Below are 18,902 nucleotides of genomic sequence, written 5' to 3'. Positions count from 1 at the left end.
CCGTGAGCTCGCAGGCAACCACAGTTGAATAAATGAATTAAACACGTAACTACTATAAGAAAAACGCGGCCAATATAGGGTTTTTCAGTCATCGACTCAATAATTTATTTCGTTTCGGAATTTTTATTTTTTCACATAAAAATCAATAACTTAAATAATTACTTACTAATCATGATGCCATGGGGATTTTACATGCTTATTAAATAAGCAAAAAAAATCCTCCTACTGCAGAATTCTTGAACCAAAAAAGCGGCAATAAGAGGGGTAAACAGCACGTTTAGCTATAGCGATCAGAGAGAAAGCCACAAGAGAGAAGTATGATGATGCTTTACATATTGTTTTCAGTCTATATAAAGACTAAATTAAGACTGGAATCGATATCAGGAGGAAAGCATCATGAAGATCGAGACGATTAGCTATATAAAGAAAAACGCTGCCACGCTTGACCTCGCTGAACCCATTCTGGTGACTCAGAATGGCGTTCCTGCCTACGTTATTGAATCCTACGATCAACAGCAAGAACGGGAAAATGCCATTGCACTACTGAAACTTCTAACGCTGTCTGAGAAAGACAAAGCTGACAGAAAAGTGTTCAGCAGGAAGCAATTGCTGGATGGGCTGAAATTCTGAACTGACAATGTCATCAGGAAGGGACGCTAAATGGAAGAACCGAGAGTAACGATAGAATACACCTCGACGGTTAGAGTCTGTATCAGCGATATTGTCAGCCATCTCCGCCGTGTTGACGTAGAACTCGGCCCAGTGATCAATGAAATTCTGGACCAATTTGAGAGTAAAATCCTGCAGTTTCCTTTGAGCTGTCAGATCAGCCCAGAACTGTTGAAAATTGGGTGCGGAAAATACAGGGAATATAATACTTCAGGAGGATATCGAGTCCTCTATTCAATCGAAAATAATCTGGTTACCGTCCATGCTCTTCTTGCTCACCGACAAGATATTCAGCAATTATTATTTAAGCGCTTGATTCAGACGTGAATCAGCACCAGAGGAAGGTGCAGAGGTTTTGTAGCCTCTGTAGTTCGTTAAATCGGATTCCAGCGATTTCTAAGGTAATTAACCGCTTCTTGGGTCTGTGGTTGATTGAGATAGTTTTCTCTGAACAGAATCGTACCGTTAATTTGCGGCATAGACTCGTTCAAATCGAGCTGCTTTTTCAGTTCCGGCACGCCGCCATTTATCGTCCAGTCAGGTTCATTCTTTGAAGGTTCACCCACTTTATACAATGCAACGCCAATATAGAGGCGCGTGTTCGTCGGCTTCACCACATCCGCCCACCATTTTGCCAATACGTCATAGCGAGCCGCATCACGCGCGAAGGGCCAGTATATCTGCGGGGCAATGTAATCCAGCAACCCTTTCTGCACCCACAGGCGAGTATCGGCATAAGCTTCATCGTAAGCCGACGCGCCTCGCGTGTCAGAGCCTGCCGCGTCGTGTGAGCGGTTACGCCATACGCCTGCTGGGCTGACGCCAAATTCAACCTCGGGTTTCAACTGCTTGATAGTTCGCGACACCTGTTCAATCAATAGCTGTGTATTATGCCGCCGCCAGTCCGCCTTTGAGCCAAATCCCTGACCATATTTCTTAAAAGTCTCACCATCGTTAAGCATCGAACCGGATGATTCAGCATAGAAGTAGTCATCAAACTGCACGCCGTCAATCGGGTAGCGCGCAACGACTTCGGCCACGATACTGGTGATCCAGTTTCGCGCTTCTGGGATGCCTGGGTCGAGCACAAAGCGATCGCCTGCCGTGCGGATCCAGTCACGATGCAACACAAATACGCTGGCCGGATTTTGCGACAAGGTGCGATTGAGCTCCGCCACGGTTGACGGCTTAGTGTTAACGGAGACGCGATAGGGATTAAACCAGGCATGGACTTTCATACCGCGTTTGTGCGCTTCATCCAGCATGAACTGTAGCGGATCGTAGCCCGGATCCTCACCAATATTGCCCGTTAACATATCTGACCAGGGCAATATTTTAGAAGGCCAGAGCGCAGTACCATCAGGCTTAACCTGGAAAAATACAGTATTGATGCCGAGGCTTTTTAATTTATCCAGCTTGCCTTTCAATGCTTCCTGCTGCTGAGTCATGCGGATAGCTGGGTTTCTGGCATTGACGGATGCAACCGGCGGCCAATCCAAACGGGAAACGGTCGCCAACCAAACGCCGCGCATGGGTTCCTGCTGCTGAAGTTGTGTCGGCAGCGGTTGCTTAGCAGGAGGGAACGGGGTGACAAGCGAGCTCGGTGGTTTAGACGTGCAACTAACTAGTAGAAGTGCAGTAGCAATAAGGAAAACTGGCTTTTTCACGTTGGTTAACTCTTGTTTTTACGGCTGTTAGCCCATGGGTCGACAGCACTATCGTCTGATTTTGTGGACGCGACACCATCCAGAGAATCAAGATACAGTGCTTCAACTTCAGCACGTGCCCAAGGCGTTCTACGCAAAAACGTTAAACTGGATTTGACGCTTGGATCGCTTTTAAAGCAATTGATGTTGATCCGTTTACCCAACTCAACCCAGCCAAAACGGGCAACCAGCGCATTGACTTGCATTTCAAGCGTGACGCCATGCAAAGGATCTTTAGAAATATGAGCAGTCATGTAACGTCCGGTAGTTTCAGATCTTATATTCAAAATTGATTTTTAAACGAGAAGGTTACAAGAAAGCAGGGCGATCAGCAATGTTATGCGGTTGACACAAACACTCAATCCAGTCGATGCCACACCTGAGAAACCTGGAAAAAATTGTCTGAATTGTCAAATATACCTACCGGACGGGATATATTGGCTCCCATTTTTTCCCTAATGCCTTTTCTGCAAAATTACGATATTCCTGTCAGAGTCGCACAATGTCCAACGTATTCTTTTGAATGGAATAACCGAACTTTCACAGTAGATGCGCATTGTACTTTATTAGAGAAGTTTCGGAATTTGATACAACTGTTTGCTTCTATTCTCTGGTCGTTTTCAGCTTTGAGAATTATACTCAGTGCATAGGTGAAATTATGTTTGGCATTCTTATCTTGGCGTTGAACTCTGTTCTTGTCTGGCTATTTAAAAGCATCGTTATTAAATTCGTTTTTTTTACTGCAATTTACCTTTTTGTTTCTGAAGCGATTCCTGTACTTCAGGAGCAATTACCTATTGACACAAATATTCGAGAAATTTTTGCACAATTCCCTGATTCAGTCTGGTATTTCGCCAATCTGATGATGTTGCCATATGGGATTAAAATCGTGCTTTCGACCTGGCTAACCCGTTTTATTATTCGCCGCATTCCACTGATAGGTTAAATTATGTCGATTACCGCATACATTGGCATTAACGGGTCAGGAAAAACATATGAAGTGGTTCGCTCGGTCATGTTGCCTGCTTTTCTCAATGGTCGCCGTATTGTGACGAACATTGAGGGAGTGACCCATGAGAACTTCATTCTTAATGATGAAAAATTAAAAGATGTCATACCTGGTATTGTTATTCCGGTTTCTGATGATGATGTCAATAAGGAAGACTTTCTGCCTTATAAAGGGGCAGGTGATACGTTTTGCAAATCTGGTGATTTAATCTGTATTGACGAAGCATGGCGCTTCTGGGAAACAGATAAAATGTTGCTGAAAGGGCATCGTTCGATGTGTTGGTTTTTTATGGCACATCAAAAAACATTAAAATATTACAATAAGTTATTCCATCGATTGATACCCCCAGTGATGAAATTTATGTCGGCGGTTATGTCTATGAAGTCCAGACCACAGAGCGTAACGGCTCTGGTTTGGCGATTGCGGCTAAAATGTTAAATCAGCGTTTTTCGATCCAGATAGGATCATCCAGCAACAACGCCAGCATGGATAACTTTGTGAAGTTTTCTTCTGGCAATCTCAATGCGTTATATGAATTATTCAACACTGACAGTCGATTCAGGGTTGTAATTTCGCCATCGCTCAGGGCACGTTCTGGCAGCACAGCCAGCTTCTCATTAGTTCGCATAATGTATATTATGTTAAATGACCTACAGTGATAAATAACTTCATATCCCACCATCGCTTTCCAGCAAATCAACATGTTAGTAATTTCTGACAGCCCTCCCGTTTCTTGCGTTAGGTTCTGAGTACACTTACTTCATATCCATATAAAGTATCAGGTTAATTTCATGTACTCACTTTACCAGTTAGTGATCTCTGACTCCAAGCGGCAATGGGTTCTGATGGATACTGAAACCTGCTTACCATCGTTGTACCCCCTTAGGTACCACATTGATCATTTAGCTTTTCGTTCTTTGTCCACGCAGTCTGCTTCGCTACAAGCCATTAAGTTCTTTTACGAATTCTGGTTGCAGAAGCATGGCGTCACATTTTGCTATAGCTTTCATTCCTCTGGTCATAACCCGTACATTGCCATTGAGGAAATGGCAGCATTTACTCACTATTTGGAGGCCAGTCGCGTACTCCATTCAAATTTATTGGCATTCACGCCAGCCTCTATTTCCCATGGTTTTACCAATGCTGCCCGATTTCGTGCAGTGATTCAGTTTGTTTCTTTTTTGATTAATACATATGTATCACCAGCATATCGGGACGATTCACCCAAAGCATTATCACTTCTCGCATCACGTTTGCATGCTCGCTTGCGTCTTTGCCGGGACGGCTATCGAACATTGACACCAAGGCAACAATCTCAACGCAGTCGAGTTTCTCAAGGCTTTCAGAGTATGACCAGAGAAATGGTGGTCAGTCTGTACCGGATTATTGCTCCCTGCTCTACTCAAAAACATAACCCATTAAACCCATTTCCTCTTGGTAATATACAGTTTCGTAATTTTTTGATTGTTCGCTTATTGCTCAACTATGGCTTGAGAGTAGGCGAATTATTGTTGTTAGAGTGTCGCTCTATAAAGTCAAATATAAAAGGTGATAAGTTTAGTTTGATCATAACTATTGCTGATGACGGATGTGATCCCAGAAGGAATTCGCCTTCACTGAAGAATGTTTGGGCGAATCGCGTATTAGAACTTGAACGGCAGGATTATAGTTTCCTTAAGATTTACATAGAAAGAATTCGACCTAGAAATGACAGCCACAACTTTATATTTACATCATTTCAAGGGATGGCGAAACCATTGTCCTATACTTCGATTCATTCAATATTTTCAAAAATTGATGATGCATTTGATAAAAATCATCCTGACTATAAATCACAACTATATTTTGACGCAATACAACGCTTAACTCCACACGTGACTCGGCACACTTGGGCTTACCTGACTCTAAAGCGGCTATATTATACAAAGTATTCAGAAAGGAAATTAACAGAAAAATACCCTCATTACCCTCCTATTGACTTACCTGTTGCAGGATTGATGGAAGAAGCTAAATCTGAATTACGCTTGATGGGTGGATGGAGTTCGACCAGTCAAATGCCTGACTTTTATGCAAAAAGATTTCTTTCCGAACAGGCTAATACAGCAAATACCCAACGCATTACTCAGGATGATATTGATATGAATGAAATTTTCAACGTTATGATGGAGGGGTGTAATGACGAAACCGAATAAAGGCGATATTGTTCCTGACAATAGAACACCAACCTACTCTTCCGAGTTGACTAATTTCATTCGTGAACTACAAATTCCCAATAAGATTTTTCTAAAGACAGCAAGGGAATTTGACGATGGCTATATCACCAATGCAGTAAATAAATGGACTTTCGATTATTCTGGTAGTCGTCGTTATCTATGCTTTAATCAGGATGATACATCAAACAAATTAACCAAGTATTTTTGCTTTAAGTATGCATCAACAAGATTTCCAACACATATACCCTTGCTTCTTCTTGGCTGGAAATATGCTATTGATTACTGTAAAGAGAATGGTGGTTTTTCTATTACAGGGCTGCGCAGTTATCTTGGGACTGAAAATATCAGTATAAACACCTTTTATTCCGTATTGTTCGGTCTAAAAATACTCTGCGCAGAAGAATTTCCCGGTTTCACCATCGACGATTACGAAGACCTTGAATTCATCCCGCGCCCGCATTCCAACTCCTGGGGAATCTATCAGGAAATTGATAATGTCTTAGATCCACTTGAAAAAAGCATGATCAGTAAAAGTCTGTTCGAAATGGGTTCTGACATACACGATGGTAAGCTTTACCAGCTAAAAGCTTTACGCGATGCTGCCATACTTGGGTTGACTTATGTCACTGGCGCTCGCCCGGTTCAACTGGCTAAACTTGCAGTAAGGGATTTCCGCCTTGATACCCGCAGCCTCAATACCGGACTAATTCGCTATAGTATTCTCCTGCCCTATGCGAAGCAGCGTCGTGTAACAACTGAACGATTGTTTTTAGCGATCCCACCGGAAATTGGTGGACTTATTATGCATTATATTGAACGTACTCAACTTGCACCAGACGACAAGTTATTTGAGATGGGCAGTTCCGCACCTGAATTTGTTTCTAATGCTATCAACTGCGCCATACTTACTTTCAGTCCGCCAGATTATCAGGCTGCTGTTGCACGCGGCGAGGCCGCAATTCCAATAATAACGCCCACTGATTTGCGTCATAACGTTGGTCACTCTCTGGCTATGCAAGGTGCAAGCGCTGAGGAAATAGCCCATATACTTGGGCATTCCTCATTGGTGGCCGCAAAGCACTATATTTTAGCTACACCAGCGCTGGCATTGATCAGAGCCAAAGCACTCGGTGTTAATCCTGTCTGGCAAAATATGGTCGCCATGATGCTGACAGGAAAACTGACATCTGCTCAAGAGTGGCAAGGTTACCGAGTGACAGGAGTGGTTGGTGACCAGTTCCATTATGATATAGGTGGTTGTTCTAGAACTGATGGTGAGTGCCCTTTCTTCGAGGTGCGTTGTTGCTATAGTTGCTTGTATTACCGCCCTTTTACAGATGGCGATCATCAGGCTGTCTTGGAGAGTGTAATCAAAGAAGTCGACGAGTTAATTGCTATTTCAGATAGCGTTGGCGACGCGCGTAACCCACTGATTTCCGTTCATGAAACCACGCAATTTGAGATCCAGTCTGTTATTGCTCGTTGCCGTTTTCATCAGAAAAAAAGGGTATATGATGAAAAAACACTATGAGCAATTTCAAACGTTCATTACCGATCAACAAACCTGGTTTGAACAACATCTGGCGGCTGATTTCGCCCAATCATGGGACGACTCTGCCTGGGCATGTGGTACCAAAGGCAGCGGCTGGTTGAGGGGAAATGGTAAAAACTCGTTGCGATTTGATGAAATCAGTCGTTTCAAAGGCATTGAAGGTTTCCATACAATTGACAATGCTTATATCAAATTCATGAAGTCCATGCTGGTACTTGTATACCAAAGGAGAAATCAAAACATCTCCCCTGCTGTGGCTATAGCAACCTTGATGATTTTAAAGCGCTGGTACCACGCATTGGTGGAAACTACCGGACAAACTCACCCAGTCTATTTGACTACAGACGTTATTCGCCGTGCAATGGATATCCTCAGTGCCGCATCAACACCCGGCGATCCTAATACGGCTAATTACAAAGGTCGCAGTGTCAGTCTTCAAAAGCTTATAAACCATCAGGCATTTACCCTCGTTACTTTGCAATATGTTTCTGATAATCAATATACCAACCAAACGAACTTGACCCGTAAAGCTCAGGAAACCATTGCGCTAAAACGCCAAGATAAACTGGCTGATATGGCTACTGAGGGTGAGGATTCATTGATTACGATTCGTGGTTTCTTAAACATTGTTGCTTTAATCCATCGAGTAGAAAGCGATGCTGAGAAGATCGCTCTGAATTGTTTGTTATTACTCATTATTACTGGTTTTCGTTCTGTTGAAGCATTCAATCTCAGACAGGATGCACTGGTCAAGCGTCAGATTGACGACCCTGCGGTACGCAAACGACTTAAGTCTAAGGGACTTCCTGATTATTTCCTCGGTATACGCTATGTCGGTGTTAAAGGTGCAGGAGAACGCACGCACTGGGTAGAGCCGCTAGCTGTACCGCTGGTTGAGAACATATTCAAAGTGGTCAAAAAGCTGACCACGCCGATGCGTCGCCGTCTGATCTATTTGCGGGAAAAAGCGTTTAGCGATTACTTGCCAATAGGCATCAACGCCCTGTCTGATGAATTAATTGAGTTGGATAATGTGGTCGAGCATATGATTCAAACCACATCAAGTTCTCGAGGCCGTGGTGGGCGGCGGGAGCACGCCTCAAAAGCTTTGGCAAGTCGTGGCATTCTGCCTACAAAAAAAGTATTGGGACCGCAGCACTCAAAATCCATTTATTTTGCAAAAACTCATCTTAATCATTTCATAAAAACCGAATTCGGTATAACCGATGTTAACGTGCCTTGCACTCACGCCTGGCAAGAGAGTGGAAAAAAATACACAGTCAATTATGAAGATTTACTATTTTTACATGTAAAAGGCTCATTAGCATTACGACGCACTTTACTATTAATAGCTGTGCCCATACCGCTCAATAACCAGGTAATGAGTAAATTCTTGGGTAATTCTGATCCTGCTGGATCTGTATTCAGTAAATACAAATTACTAGAAGATGACGGCACTCCTACACAAATGCGTACCCATATTCCCCGGCATAATATTAATACCTTCCTCGCTATTGCGGAGGTTTCTGATCATTTACAGGCTATGCTGATGGGACGCGTAGATATTACGCAAAACCGTCATTACCAACACCTGGCACTTGCTGAACGTAGAAAAGCGGCTTCACTGATTGGCTTTCAGTCAACATCCACAGCATTAGCCACTGAACCTCATTCCCCCTCAGTTACAACGCCGCTGGATATCGTAAAACACACGGGACATATGGTGGTCACAGAAAGTATGTCGCTTGATAACAACATTAAAACCAACCTACACACCTTTGATGATCGCAATGATGTAGCTGGGTTTATAGAGGCGTCATTTACTGATGGCTTATTTGAGGATATTGCCGCAGCTTTTGAAGAAATCAGTAACAATGAAGGCCCAGAACAAGCAACCGAGATGGTGGAAAGACATGCTGTGCTACATCCCCTGAAATTCGGTTCCTGTACGCGTGCAGTTAATCTCTGGGGGTGTCCTTATCGGCTGAAATGCCAGAGTGTGGCGTTTTGCGAGCATTTCACCCTTACAGGACGCATTGATGAGCTGCCCAATCTCTTCGCGAAAAAACAGGCACTACTGCAATCACACGCAAAACTGACTCAACTTGCTAAACACCAGGCGGATTACCAGTCCAAACTGGCTCAGATCGAGCAAAGTTTGCAACATCTGGATGCTATCCAATCACAATGGTTGAGTCGCGCTGAAGCACGACGGTTAGTCTCAACAGAATATGTTCTGTCAGGAGAGATAAAAGTTGAAGGAGAAATCAAGACATTGGCACAGCTTTTTGCTTTAGAGCACAAAAAACTGACTAGGGGGAACCTCTGATGCGCGGAAAGGAACTGGACACACTGATTGAACACGAACTACAACTGATGATGATTGAAGGCTTTGATAAATCCCCTATTTCTGCCAAAGCTTTGCATACCCGCCTTAAGGAAAAGGGTATTCTCAACGGAGGTTTAAGCACACTGAGCAGCTTGGAGCGAAAACGGCTGATCGCAGCCTATGTTGATCAGCAACTCAATCCACTGAACTTACGCCCTAAAGAAAAACAACAATATGTCAACCGAAAAACTCGGCAGGCACTGTTGGCTAGAAATCAGCAGTTGCAGACGGAAATCAGCGAGCTACGCGATCAACTGACACAAAATACAGTTGCCTTAATTGCAATTGTTAAAGCGGTAAAAGTTAATACGGCAATTCCTGTAGAAAGTTTGCTTGCACCTCATGTGATCAGAGAGCTACATAAGTCGTAACGAAGCCCCTGTCGATGGCCATTTTCTAAATCTGTGTCAATCGGATAGATTCTTACTAGGTGATTTTTATGTGGGATATTTTTCTTAAAGTGTTGCAGCTGTTGCCAGTTCCCCTAGTCACGCTGATTGTTGCCAATATTATTCCTTATCTGTCTTACAGGCAGAATGCCGATAAAAATAAAGTAGCGCTGATGGATACAGTGGCCCGAGAGCTGGACAGAGAGCAGCCTTGTGCCTACCTGGTCGAGTCCTGCGTGGCTCGCCTGCACAACATCCGTCCCCTTTCCTGGGCATTTCTACGGGTGGTGCTGCCGTGCAACCATTCGCTGGAAATTATTCGATTGGTTTCATCCGGGCGGCGAGTCCTTGATCTGTTTGAGGTGTCGGTGGCCAGTGGCCGTCCGGTGGTGCAGTATGCTGCTGCATTAAGCGACTCGTCACGACGTAGGAATACGATGTTTGCATGCTTTTTGTTAAGTGTGTGTTTTCTCGCCCTCCTGACGTATACAGAATGGCAACTGCGGAACCTGTTGTTTGAAAGCAGTTTGCGGGATAACGTCAGTGCCGCAGTGTATGGAGAGGTAATGTATAAGCTGCTGCAGATGCTGTTGTGGGTCGCGGCCGTCTTCGTCTTTACATTTCAGGGGGTGATCCTCAAACGCGCTGATAAACGGCTGTCACAGGTCAGGATGCTAATTGCCTCCAATTTCTCAGCTCCTACCCTAGACAATGAGCAGGAGTCTGAAAATACAGGAGCTACTGACTTATAAGCCAATTACAGCCTCGGCCATTAAGCATGAGCTCTGGCAGTATGTGTGGCACGATAAAACTGTCAGCTCAAGTCTGGGCAGCAAACCCACTCTTCATTATGCTGCGTCTTGTGTTCCGTAGATACGAGCTAATCGATGGATCTCAGCCCATAGTTCCTTGCCCGGGTTATACCTAAGGATCTCTGCGACAGTGAAAGTACGGCCATGGGGTGAAATGCCATTGAGTACGTTATTCCGTTCTTCCATGAAGAATGAATACTGCATTCTGTCACTGAAGTTCTTCAATAGAGGTAATATTTCAGAGACGCCACGGAGCACACCTTTTTCCGATATTCGTTCGTCATCAGTGAATTGGAACGCTGGGTAATAAAATTCACCGTCAATCTCGAGGGCCAGTAACTGGTGAGAATCTTTCCAATTTTTGACTGTGGTTTTAGTTCGCCCCAGAATCTCGGCCGCCTCAGCAGAGTTATACACGCCACCATCTTTTTTCAGCGTTTCAAGAAAAAGTGCTTTGCTGTATAACCGACGCTGCTGCTGTCGTTTTTCTTTTGTCATACTGCTTATGGTGCGGTTTTTCATATACTGTAAAATGACATCAAGGGCAAAAACCGCATCCGTCTCGGCCATGCTTGCTGTATCCACCTGTGTGTTACCTGCCCGAATATCTTCAGCCACTTCCTTGATAAATTTTTGCAAACGTTCAGCTGGTATCCCTCTATCTGGGTAACAGTTACAAGCACTCGCCTTTTGTTTACTCGCCGCTGCCATCGTCGCCCCTTCTTTTCGATTTTACTGACTAATAAATACGACAAATCGAAAACATATGCAACTTTTACTCAAAACTTACCCTCATGAGCGTTATGACATTTTGCCAGTAGAGACTATTGCTGCGATGTTAATATCCAAAGCTAACAATGCATTATACCCAAAAAATCTCAAAGTGAGTTGTCGATGAACAGTCCCCAATTGTTCGCCAAGATTTTGCACATGAGCAAAGTTAATCTGACCCAGTTCTATGTTAGGCTTTTATTCGACGAGTGATAATTTGGGATAAATGATATGAAGTGCCCTAGTTGTGGCGGTGCCGAGCTGGTATCTATGGTTAAAGGTGTGCCTTACACTTTTCGGGAACATACTGTCGAAATAGAGATTCAAGGTGATCACTGCCCTGAGTGTGGAGAAGCTGTACTCAACAAAGAAGAATCAGAGGAGCTGCGAGCCAAAATAAGAAAAGCTCGTGATGAGATAATATTGAAGCACACCACATAACTGAATAGCACAGACGTGTTTTGCTTGTCTGACCACCTTCGCAAACAACCAGGAGATGGCTTCAAAAATACAGAGATTACTAACTCAGAGCTTGAACCGCCGCAGTTGGGCTTCAGGGACAAAATAAATATTGCCACGTGCCCGCGAGCACGCAACATAAAGCTTATTGCGGGATGACGGTGGCAGTGCCTGTAACCCCTGCTTATTCAAGAGTCGCCAGTTCTCTGTACCCATCACGATGCAGACGTCATTGAAATGGTCTAGGCCCTTACTAGCCCCTCAAATCACCACCTCCCGAGGGAGGTGGTTTAAGGCTGAAAACAAAAGGGCAATCAATTGCCCTTTTTAATCAGTCTGCAACGATTTTTAAACCATTGCCGAAATTGCGCCACAGTCATGAGGCTTATCAAAACCAGTGGTGCCTTTGACATATTCAGTAATCAGAGCACCAATAATCTTAACTGCCTCTTTGTTCGTTGTGATGAAGCCCAGTGGCATCGTCACAGGCAATGTTTCGGGTTGAGAAATATGATAGATAACAGCAGATAACTCATCCTCAAGATGAAGGATCTCAACATTACCATCTAACAGTCCTTCAACTAGCCCTTTAGCGCACTCGTGGAATTGCCCAAGTTCATGCTTCCACTGTCTGGCAACCCGGGCATCAGCTGCATCTTGGACGGGTACGTATAGCACCGGTTTATACAGGCGCTTATCCTTCGTAGCCGACCTGTTAAGAAAATCGCTCATGCTTGAGATAAATCGGACGTTCTTTGACCAGTAGGGATCTGATGGTGCTATCCAGACAAACGGGCTACCGCCATAATCGGTTTTGTCTCTGATACGCTGATTGAGCACCGGTGCCAGAGCTTTCTGCAGCTTTTCCCAGTTGTTTTTAGAATAAACCGGGCCTAAAAAAGTCGTCCTGCCTGAGCCTGAGTATTCTTCAAGTGCTTGCATATCATTGATAAATAATGGATTTATATGATTCGTTTTAGAGTCAAACAGCTTAAGCGTAAGGTCATCATTGAGGGATACCATGGCTTTAAAAATGCTCATGGTATTGTTATGTCGTGATAACCTGGCTATCTCAACAGCCATTAACTCATGAACACATTCCGAACTGTTTAACTGTTCATAGTCTTCACGCTCGACAGCCTTACCATCGTTATCCATTTTAAATTCGGTTGTTAAACGGAGTGGTATTTGCCGCAGCTTATTAACAGAATTAACGGTATAGATAGAAGGTTGTTCTTTTCCGCCCTGAGCCTGCAGGTGAGACAGGTAACCTTTATCCAGGATTTGATTAAACTGGTACTGAAAGTGCTTCTCAACCAGTTTCTCACTTTGAGAAATGTTGTTGTCATCAACCTTTAATGTTAACCCTCCCCTCCAGTGGTCCTGAAAAGTCTGGTTGCTGAAGCAGCTAAATGTGGCTAAATCAAAGGATAAGGTACCGCCACTGTCCTGGATAGTTGAAAGGTGCGGTATCTCGCCAACCTCTGAAAAATAGCCATTTGATTTGTCGGTTAAGGTCAGTCTGCCATCTGAGGAGAGCGTCAATTCGCCACGCTGCACAAGATCGGAAATCGCCTCCTCCGTCTCACGGTGGGTCAGGCCGAAATAGGCTGCTATTTGTGCTTTGCTCATCGAGGCTACATGAACAAGCCTCAGCACAAACTCCCGGATGAATGGCAGCCCTTTCTGGGAAACATAGGAAAACTGAATGTTAAACCTCTGTGCGGGCAGCAGGAAGTCAACCTCGTGGTAGGTTACTTTGTTATCAGATATCATTTCCTTTTGCCTCCCTGCTGAGCGGAGAGGAACCTGTATCCAGCTTCCTGACCTCGTTCAGCCATATAATTTACAACGGAGCCTAATGGCAGTTCTTTATTGTTTCCCTTCCAGATATCGGCATTACCCACAATCAACAGGCGATCCATTGCGCGTGACATCGCGACATTTATACGGTTTGGAGCGCGTAAGAAACCTGGGCTATGCTGCTTATCCGAACGCGTCAGTGACAGGATGATGATCCGGTTTTCCTTGCCCTGATAACTGTCAACAGTGTCAATTTTAACAATGTCCTTAAATCCCTCGCTCCAGATTTCCTGATTGAATTTCTGACGGAGCAGCCGCTTTTGTTCGGCATACATACATATCACGCCGATAGCGGCTTCATCTTTGTTAACGAGCTTTGAAAGCTGAGCGACAAATTCTTCATTCTCTGACACCTGTTTAAGGACAGAAATAATCTCGTCAGCTTCACATCGGTTGTAAATGCTTGTTCCGCGATCTTCAAGATGATGTGCACGGTGGCCCAGATTAGCAGTATCAAGCCAGGTTACGACGCTACGTAACGCTTCAGGTGCGTGCTGATAGACATCCGGAATTGCCCGTTCTCCATTCAGAAGCTTCCTGTCATAGAACGTCTTCGATACGAGATCGCCAATCGGTGGAGCCATGCGATACTGGGTAAGCAGAGCTGCACTCGCTTGCGCACCATAAGCAGAGTTGAAGGCACGGGCAAAGTCACTTCGTAATACCTCGTCAATCTCAGTGCGAGAGTTATTGATACCCAACTTCCTCGCTAATGCCGCCTTGTGGGCATCTGAGTACAACGGGGGAAGCTGTAGGTGGTCACCCACCAATAGGACGCGTCGGGCCGACTGCATTGCAATGGCCAGTTCACTTGCAATCGAGCGCGCTGCTTCATCAATGATCACCCAGTCGTAGATATTCTCCTGAATGCCAATGTGCCCCTGTCCAATACCAACGCATGTGCCAGCCACTAACTGCCTGGAGCGCGAATAAAACTCGTCCAGGTTCACTCGCTCTCCCGACATAGCATCCTGCATATCACGGGATATTTTAGCTAATGCCTTTACTCGTCTTGCCTCATCAGGTCTGACGCCATAATCCGTACACAGCCTGGAAATCAGAATGTCTTTTGCTGCAGAGACCTTCGCGCCTTTATCCAGGTTAATCCCATATTCCTGACTCAGCCTGGATCGGATGGAAAAATCGAGTTCGACTGCAATATCTTTCAGTTCACCGATCTCTGTTGAATCCGTTAAATCGTTAACCTGATAGAGCAATTTCTCAAGGTGATCGATTTGCCTGAACAACCTGAGCTCAGCAAGTACAACGCCCGAAATAAATCCCGGATCCAGACCAATAGCTTCACTCAACGCTTCAACACGATACTTAATTTCAGCATTGAACAGTTCGCGCTTCTCCGTTGTGATTGCGTTTGAATACACATCTTTCAGGCCAGGGGAAACGGCCCCTTCCCGGTTGCTGAACCTGACGACGTCCAACTCTGTACCAAGCCGGGTACAGTGCTTTCTGATGCGCTCGGCCGCTGTATTCACAGCCTCGTGTGACTGGCTGACCAGTAAAATGCGTTTGGTATTCTGTTTCTCAATCAGGTAGTGGACAAAGGCCGCGATGAACTCGGTTTTACCGGTCCCCGGTGGCCCCTGAAGCAGGGAGAGAGGGCCATTATTGACCAGTTTGTTAAACGCCTTTCTTTGCTGCTCATTCAGACTGATCTTGTTTCCGTGCTGGTCTTCACGGTCATATCTGGCAAAATCGGCATCGCTGAGAGTGATACCATAATTTTGAGCCACCTGTTTGCAGGACGGGTCGAACAGGTCAATTAAGTCAGGCAGCACACTTTCTCGATCGAGGAGACGTTCCAGTGCGCGTTTACGCTTCTGATAAGACGCCCGATCCTGCTTTGTACGGAAGAAGACAATATCAGAATCCTTCAGCCTGTAGGCTGCTGAACGCACTTTGACCAGACGGATCTCTTTGAGCTCTGACTTCTTAAGTGACACCTCACCTATAAATCGCTCAACACCTTCCTGATCGACCTGTAAGGCTTCGACTTCATCACTACTTCTGAAAGCGCCGAGTGGATCAATGTCTGCAGAGTAAGGAAGAAGTAGCTCTCCATGAGCATCTGCAACCGGGACCACCTCCCCGCTGACTTCAATGTTTGGATAGGATTCTGTTTCAGTATCCAGAATGGCGCGCCACAGCTTCACCGTCGGGATTTCCAGCACTTCTCTTAAAGCAGGCTCAAGCGCCTGCTTATCCAGTCTTGCAAAGGCATCTTTTAGCTGAAGCGTAAGCGGATCCTGTTCCTGAACGTCTTCAGATGCGGTAATCAACTCGATCGCCCGCGCAAAAGATTCTTCTTCATTAAGCAATACTGTCAACGCCGACATATCCTGCGGACTGCCGGGAATAATCCTGATGCCAGTACCAATTTCGAACTGGCTTTCATCAATATCTTGCTTACGAATGGTTGTGCGAGCCCATGGCCTGAAGCCATGAATCAGCGTTTTCTGCTCTTTGTGGAACACTGCAGTGAAACCGCCACCTATCCCGGTGAAAGTTACTTTTACTTCAGTTGGGACTTTAGGATTTGGCTCAACTTTGACATACAGATGCCCGTTATCTGGCAGGACCGAGATGATTTCATCTGCATTTCCTGCTGTTATCTCTATCAGGGCTTGTTCTGACGTTAGGTCATTACTGTCTATCGCTTTTTTAAACCGCCCTAAATCCTTAAACCCAAAAACCGGATCTTCCAGCTCAGCCCGGATGGCATTCGCAATAGTCGGATAAATGTCTGATTCCTGCCCCCATGACAAACCTAACAACTCGCAAGACATCTTCATCACTGCATAGTTGTCGCGTTCAAAGGAAGTACAATTATCGATGTATTCAGGGCTGTAGTTGTGGTTTTTAGTTTCGTCACCAGACGGTGAAAAATCGGGGATATCGATGAGGAAAAGCGAACGACTCTGTGTCCCAAGCATCACATTGCCAGGATGGATGTCCCCGTGAGAAACACCCAGTCCGTGCAAGTGCTCAACGGCGGCGACAAACTTATCAATGAGGTCGACTTTTTCATCATCCGGAACCAACATTTTATCCCAGGTTTCTCCCTGTACCTGATCCGTGACCATGTACAGACTTGATGATTTGGATGCAATACCGAATTCACGAATTTCAGGCAGATACGTTGGTTTAACTAAAGAAAGCTGCTCAACCTGTTTTAAAAACTTCATAACCTGGAAGTTTACTGACGGATCGTCTCCCTGCCCCCCCACGTTCAGCCAAGCCTTCACGACCCTTCCACCCGAGATATAGACTTCTTTGTCGGATGTTTCTACCAGAAAGTCATCGTCTTCCCGGTACTGACGAGAGTGGTTGATAGCATGCCGGTAAGGGTCAAGCTCAGTATCATCAAATGTTGGGATAGCCTTGCCCGCAGGTTCGGCCTGTTTCAGGACATCAAAGAATTCAGTCGCGGAAGCAAATTTTGCAGCAACGGCATCCAGTAATACATATGAATACCAGTTTTGGCTGCTTAGCATACTGTCCTGTACTGTCTCCAGACTCTTTGGCGACATGCGCTTACCGCTTAACAAGTGCCAGGCTACAAGGCCCAGGGCATGAACATCCTGCCGAAAAGGCGTAAGCTCGCCCTCATCAAGCATGTCTTTTACCTCGATTGCACCTACGGATAAGAGCTTACGGTAATCGCCGACTGTTCCGGCTGGCCGGTGGTATGCCGAAATAAAGTTCGAAAGGGCAACTTCTTTTGAAGGTGAAATCCACAGGCTGTGATCGGCGATATCCCTGTGCGCAATTTTCATCTCATGGAGATCGCTAAACTTCGCGATGAGCAGTTTAACCACATTCAAGCGGTCAATATCAGAAAACGCCTTGCCATATTTTCCGATAAATTCGTTAAACCGGACATGACCCGGCGGAAGCTCATAGACTTCGCTGTACTCGGCCGTCACCTCGTCTTTCTGAAAACTCGTCAGAGACCTCAGGCAGTGGTTATACAGGTCACGGTTCTGGTGATTGATGTGCTGTAACACTTCACGCTCACGTGAAACGATCTGAGCTCGTCCTTCCGGGGTGTTCGCTTTCGTTCCCGCGATATTCCTAAAATCCCACACTCTGAGTAGCGCTTCGTTGTTCGCTGATATCTCAGATTTTGCTAGGTATTCCCGATACACCTTTTTAGGATGTTCGAAAATCATATCCTTAGCTTCGTAGCCATTAACTCTCAGGGCTTTTGGCGCCGTCTGAGGCCCCAGGAACAGGTTATCAAAAAGAGGAAAATCCTTGTTAAGAACCTCGGAGCCTCGGTGCGGCTTGAAGTAGCTATTGAATGTCCTGCGATCGGCAAACTTCAGAAAATCTTTTAACGATATCGTATGATGGAGTTGTTCCTCCGGCAGCGCGCTGAAGTCCGCATTGCCGGTCATCACAACAAAGAAATGAACAATCGGGGTATAGCCTTTGTTCGTAAAACGGTCTACCAGACGCTTGAGTTTGTTGTCCAGCATGAATTTTTTGCCACGGGTCACGCTTACGGGCGAGCGCCCCATGTTTTTGTCACCCTTATACCAGGTATCTCCGCGCGCGGTTACAGGCTGATGGTTCCAGTCTTTCAGTTCAACAATGATGACGTTGCAGTGCGTCACAATGACTAAATCGAATTCACCCTCTTTTTTTGCCTCAACAAATCGAAAACCTGCATAACCTTTCCAGGGGAACATTCCAGTGCCGGTAAAACCATAGTTTTGTAACTGCTCGCTAATTGAGCCGCCACGGACAGGCTTGTCAGGCTTAGATATGTTGACTGAAAAAGCAGCCTTTATTTTCTCTATAGCCAATACTTCCTGCTCTTGTAAGCCACCATCCCACATTTCTACTTCCAACGGATTTCCCCTTAGATTTCAGTCTAAATTTGCTTAGAAAGTCAGGCTATTTATTCTGGTCAATAACGGACGAATCGGACTCAGTGCTCTATATAACTCGTATTTCTCGCTACCAATGACCTTCTTTACTTTACTATCAATTACAAAATGTAAGACTATTAGCACAATGCACTTTACTGGTAAATTAATCAGAAAA

16 protein-coding genes and 1 pseudogene are annotated in these 18,902 nt (G+C 45.1%); 10 read left to right on the top strand and 7 right to left on the bottom strand.

The window, feature by feature from the left end; all coding sequences use genetic code 11:
* Positions 1 to 396 precede the first annotated feature (396 nt).
* Entirely contained in the window at positions 397 to 630 is a 234-nt protein-coding gene (locus K7X24_RS02315; protein WP_224552663.1) for a type II toxin-antitoxin system Phd/YefM family antitoxin, read from the top strand.
* A 30-nt stretch (positions 631 to 660) separates the two neighbouring features.
* On the top strand, positions 661 to 996 hold the full coding sequence (locus K7X24_RS02310; RefSeq protein WP_224552661.1) for a type II toxin-antitoxin system RelE/ParE family toxin: 336 nt from the start codon (positions 661 to 663) through the stop codon (positions 994 to 996).
* Positions 997 to 1,043: 47 nt separating this feature from the next.
* Here the strand turns inward: K7X24_RS02310 and K7X24_RS02305 are convergent, their stop codons facing one another.
* Positions 1,044 to 2,336: a glycoside hydrolase family 10 protein gene (locus tag K7X24_RS02305; protein WP_224552660.1), complete on the bottom strand. Its 1,293-nt coding sequence runs from the start codon at positions 2,334 to 2,336 to the stop codon at positions 1,044 to 1,046.
* A 5-nt stretch (positions 2,337 to 2,341) separates the two neighbouring features.
* On the bottom strand, positions 2,342 to 2,629 hold the full coding sequence (locus K7X24_RS02300; protein WP_224552658.1) for a VF530 family DNA-binding protein: 288 nt from the start codon (positions 2,627 to 2,629) through the stop codon (positions 2,342 to 2,344).
* A gap of 404 nt (positions 2,630 to 3,033) precedes the next feature.
* Between K7X24_RS02300 and K7X24_RS02295 the strand changes: the two genes are divergently transcribed.
* Positions 3,034 to 3,321 carry a DUF2523 family protein gene (locus K7X24_RS02295; protein WP_224552656.1) on the top strand — a complete coding sequence of 96 codons (288 nt, stop codon included), beginning with the start codon at positions 3,034 to 3,036 and terminating at the stop codon, positions 3,319 to 3,321.
* A 3-nt stretch (positions 3,322 to 3,324) separates the two neighbouring features.
* A complete protein-coding gene (locus K7X24_RS02290; protein ID WP_224552654.1) occupies positions 3,325 to 3,822 on the top strand; it encodes a zonular occludens toxin domain-containing protein in 498 nt (165 codons plus the stop codon).
* Position 3,823: 1 nt separating this feature from the next.
* Here K7X24_RS02290 and K7X24_RS02285 read toward each other — a convergent pair whose 3' ends face one another.
* Complete coding sequence (locus K7X24_RS02285) at positions 3,824 to 3,988, bottom strand: hypothetical protein (protein WP_224552652.1); 165 nt, start codon at positions 3,986 to 3,988, stop codon at positions 3,824 to 3,826.
* A 187-nt stretch (positions 3,989 to 4,175) separates the two neighbouring features.
* On the opposite strand from K7X24_RS02285, the gene K7X24_RS02280 reads away from it, so the two are divergent.
* The 5 genes from K7X24_RS02280 to K7X24_RS02260 all read left to right on the top strand — a co-directional run bounded on the left by K7X24_RS02280 (position 4,176) and on the right by K7X24_RS02260 (position 10,679).
* Positions 4,176 to 5,576, top strand: a complete 1,401-nt coding sequence (locus K7X24_RS02280; protein WP_411961328.1) for a site-specific integrase — start codon at positions 4,176 to 4,178, stop codon at positions 5,574 to 5,576.
* On the top strand, positions 5,560 to 7,128 hold the full coding sequence (locus K7X24_RS02275; protein WP_224552648.1) for a site-specific integrase: 1,569 nt from the start codon (positions 5,560 to 5,562) through the stop codon (positions 7,126 to 7,128). The genes K7X24_RS02280 and K7X24_RS02275 overlap by 17 nt, the downstream gene beginning before the upstream one ends.
* The gene (locus tag K7X24_RS02270; protein WP_224552646.1) at positions 7,112 to 9,478 is read left to right on the top strand and encodes a hypothetical protein; all 2,367 of its coding nucleotides are present in this window, start codon (positions 7,112 to 7,114) and stop codon (positions 9,476 to 9,478) included. The genes K7X24_RS02275 and K7X24_RS02270 overlap by 17 nt, the downstream gene beginning before the upstream one ends.
* Positions 9,478 to 9,909, top strand: a complete 432-nt coding sequence (locus tag K7X24_RS02265) for a hypothetical protein (protein WP_224552644.1) — start codon at positions 9,478 to 9,480, stop codon at positions 9,907 to 9,909. Before K7X24_RS02270 ends, K7X24_RS02265 begins: the two co-directional genes overlap by 1 nt.
* 68 nt (positions 9,910 to 9,977) lie before the next feature.
* Complete coding sequence (locus K7X24_RS02260) at positions 9,978 to 10,679, top strand: hypothetical protein (protein ID WP_224552642.1); 702 nt, start codon at positions 9,978 to 9,980, stop codon at positions 10,677 to 10,679.
* Positions 10,680 to 10,775: 96 nt separating this feature from the next.
* Here the strand turns inward: K7X24_RS02260 and K7X24_RS02255 are convergent, their stop codons facing one another.
* Positions 10,776 to 11,450, bottom strand: coding sequence for a hypothetical protein (locus tag K7X24_RS02255; protein WP_224552640.1), 675 nt, complete (start codon positions 11,448 to 11,450; stop codon positions 10,776 to 10,778).
* A 291-nt stretch (positions 11,451 to 11,741) separates the two neighbouring features.
* On the opposite strand from K7X24_RS02255, the gene K7X24_RS22130 reads away from it, so the two are divergent.
* Complete coding sequence (locus tag K7X24_RS22130; RefSeq protein ID WP_052238992.1) at positions 11,742 to 11,951, top strand: type II toxin-antitoxin system MqsA family antitoxin; 210 nt, start codon at positions 11,742 to 11,744, stop codon at positions 11,949 to 11,951.
* A gap of 84 nt (positions 11,952 to 12,035) precedes the next feature.
* Here K7X24_RS22130 and K7X24_RS02245 read toward each other — a convergent pair.
* From K7X24_RS02245 to K7X24_RS02235, 3 genes and pseudogenes are all read right to left on the bottom strand, one after another.
* Positions 12,036 to 12,230, bottom strand: a pseudogene (locus tag K7X24_RS02245) (DNA helicase UvrD); the annotation flags it as partial.
* A gap of 87 nt (positions 12,231 to 12,317) precedes the next feature.
* A complete protein-coding gene (locus tag K7X24_RS02240) occupies positions 12,318 to 13,745 on the bottom strand; it encodes a hypothetical protein (protein WP_224552638.1) in 1,428 nt (475 codons plus the stop codon).
* Entirely contained in the window at positions 13,742 to 18,694 is a 4,953-nt protein-coding gene (locus K7X24_RS02235; protein ID WP_224552835.1) for an AAA domain-containing protein, read from the bottom strand. The genes K7X24_RS02240 and K7X24_RS02235 overlap by 4 nt, the downstream gene beginning before the upstream one ends.
* Positions 18,695 to 18,902 lie beyond the last annotated feature (208 nt).

The sequence above is a fragment of the Pectobacterium versatile genome (assembly GCF_020166435.1).
Classification (GTDB): domain Bacteria; phylum Pseudomonadota; class Gammaproteobacteria; order Enterobacterales; family Enterobacteriaceae; genus Pectobacterium; species Pectobacterium versatile.
Note: the sequence above shows the minus strand (reverse complement) of the source record. Positions and strands in the feature narration are given on the sequence as shown.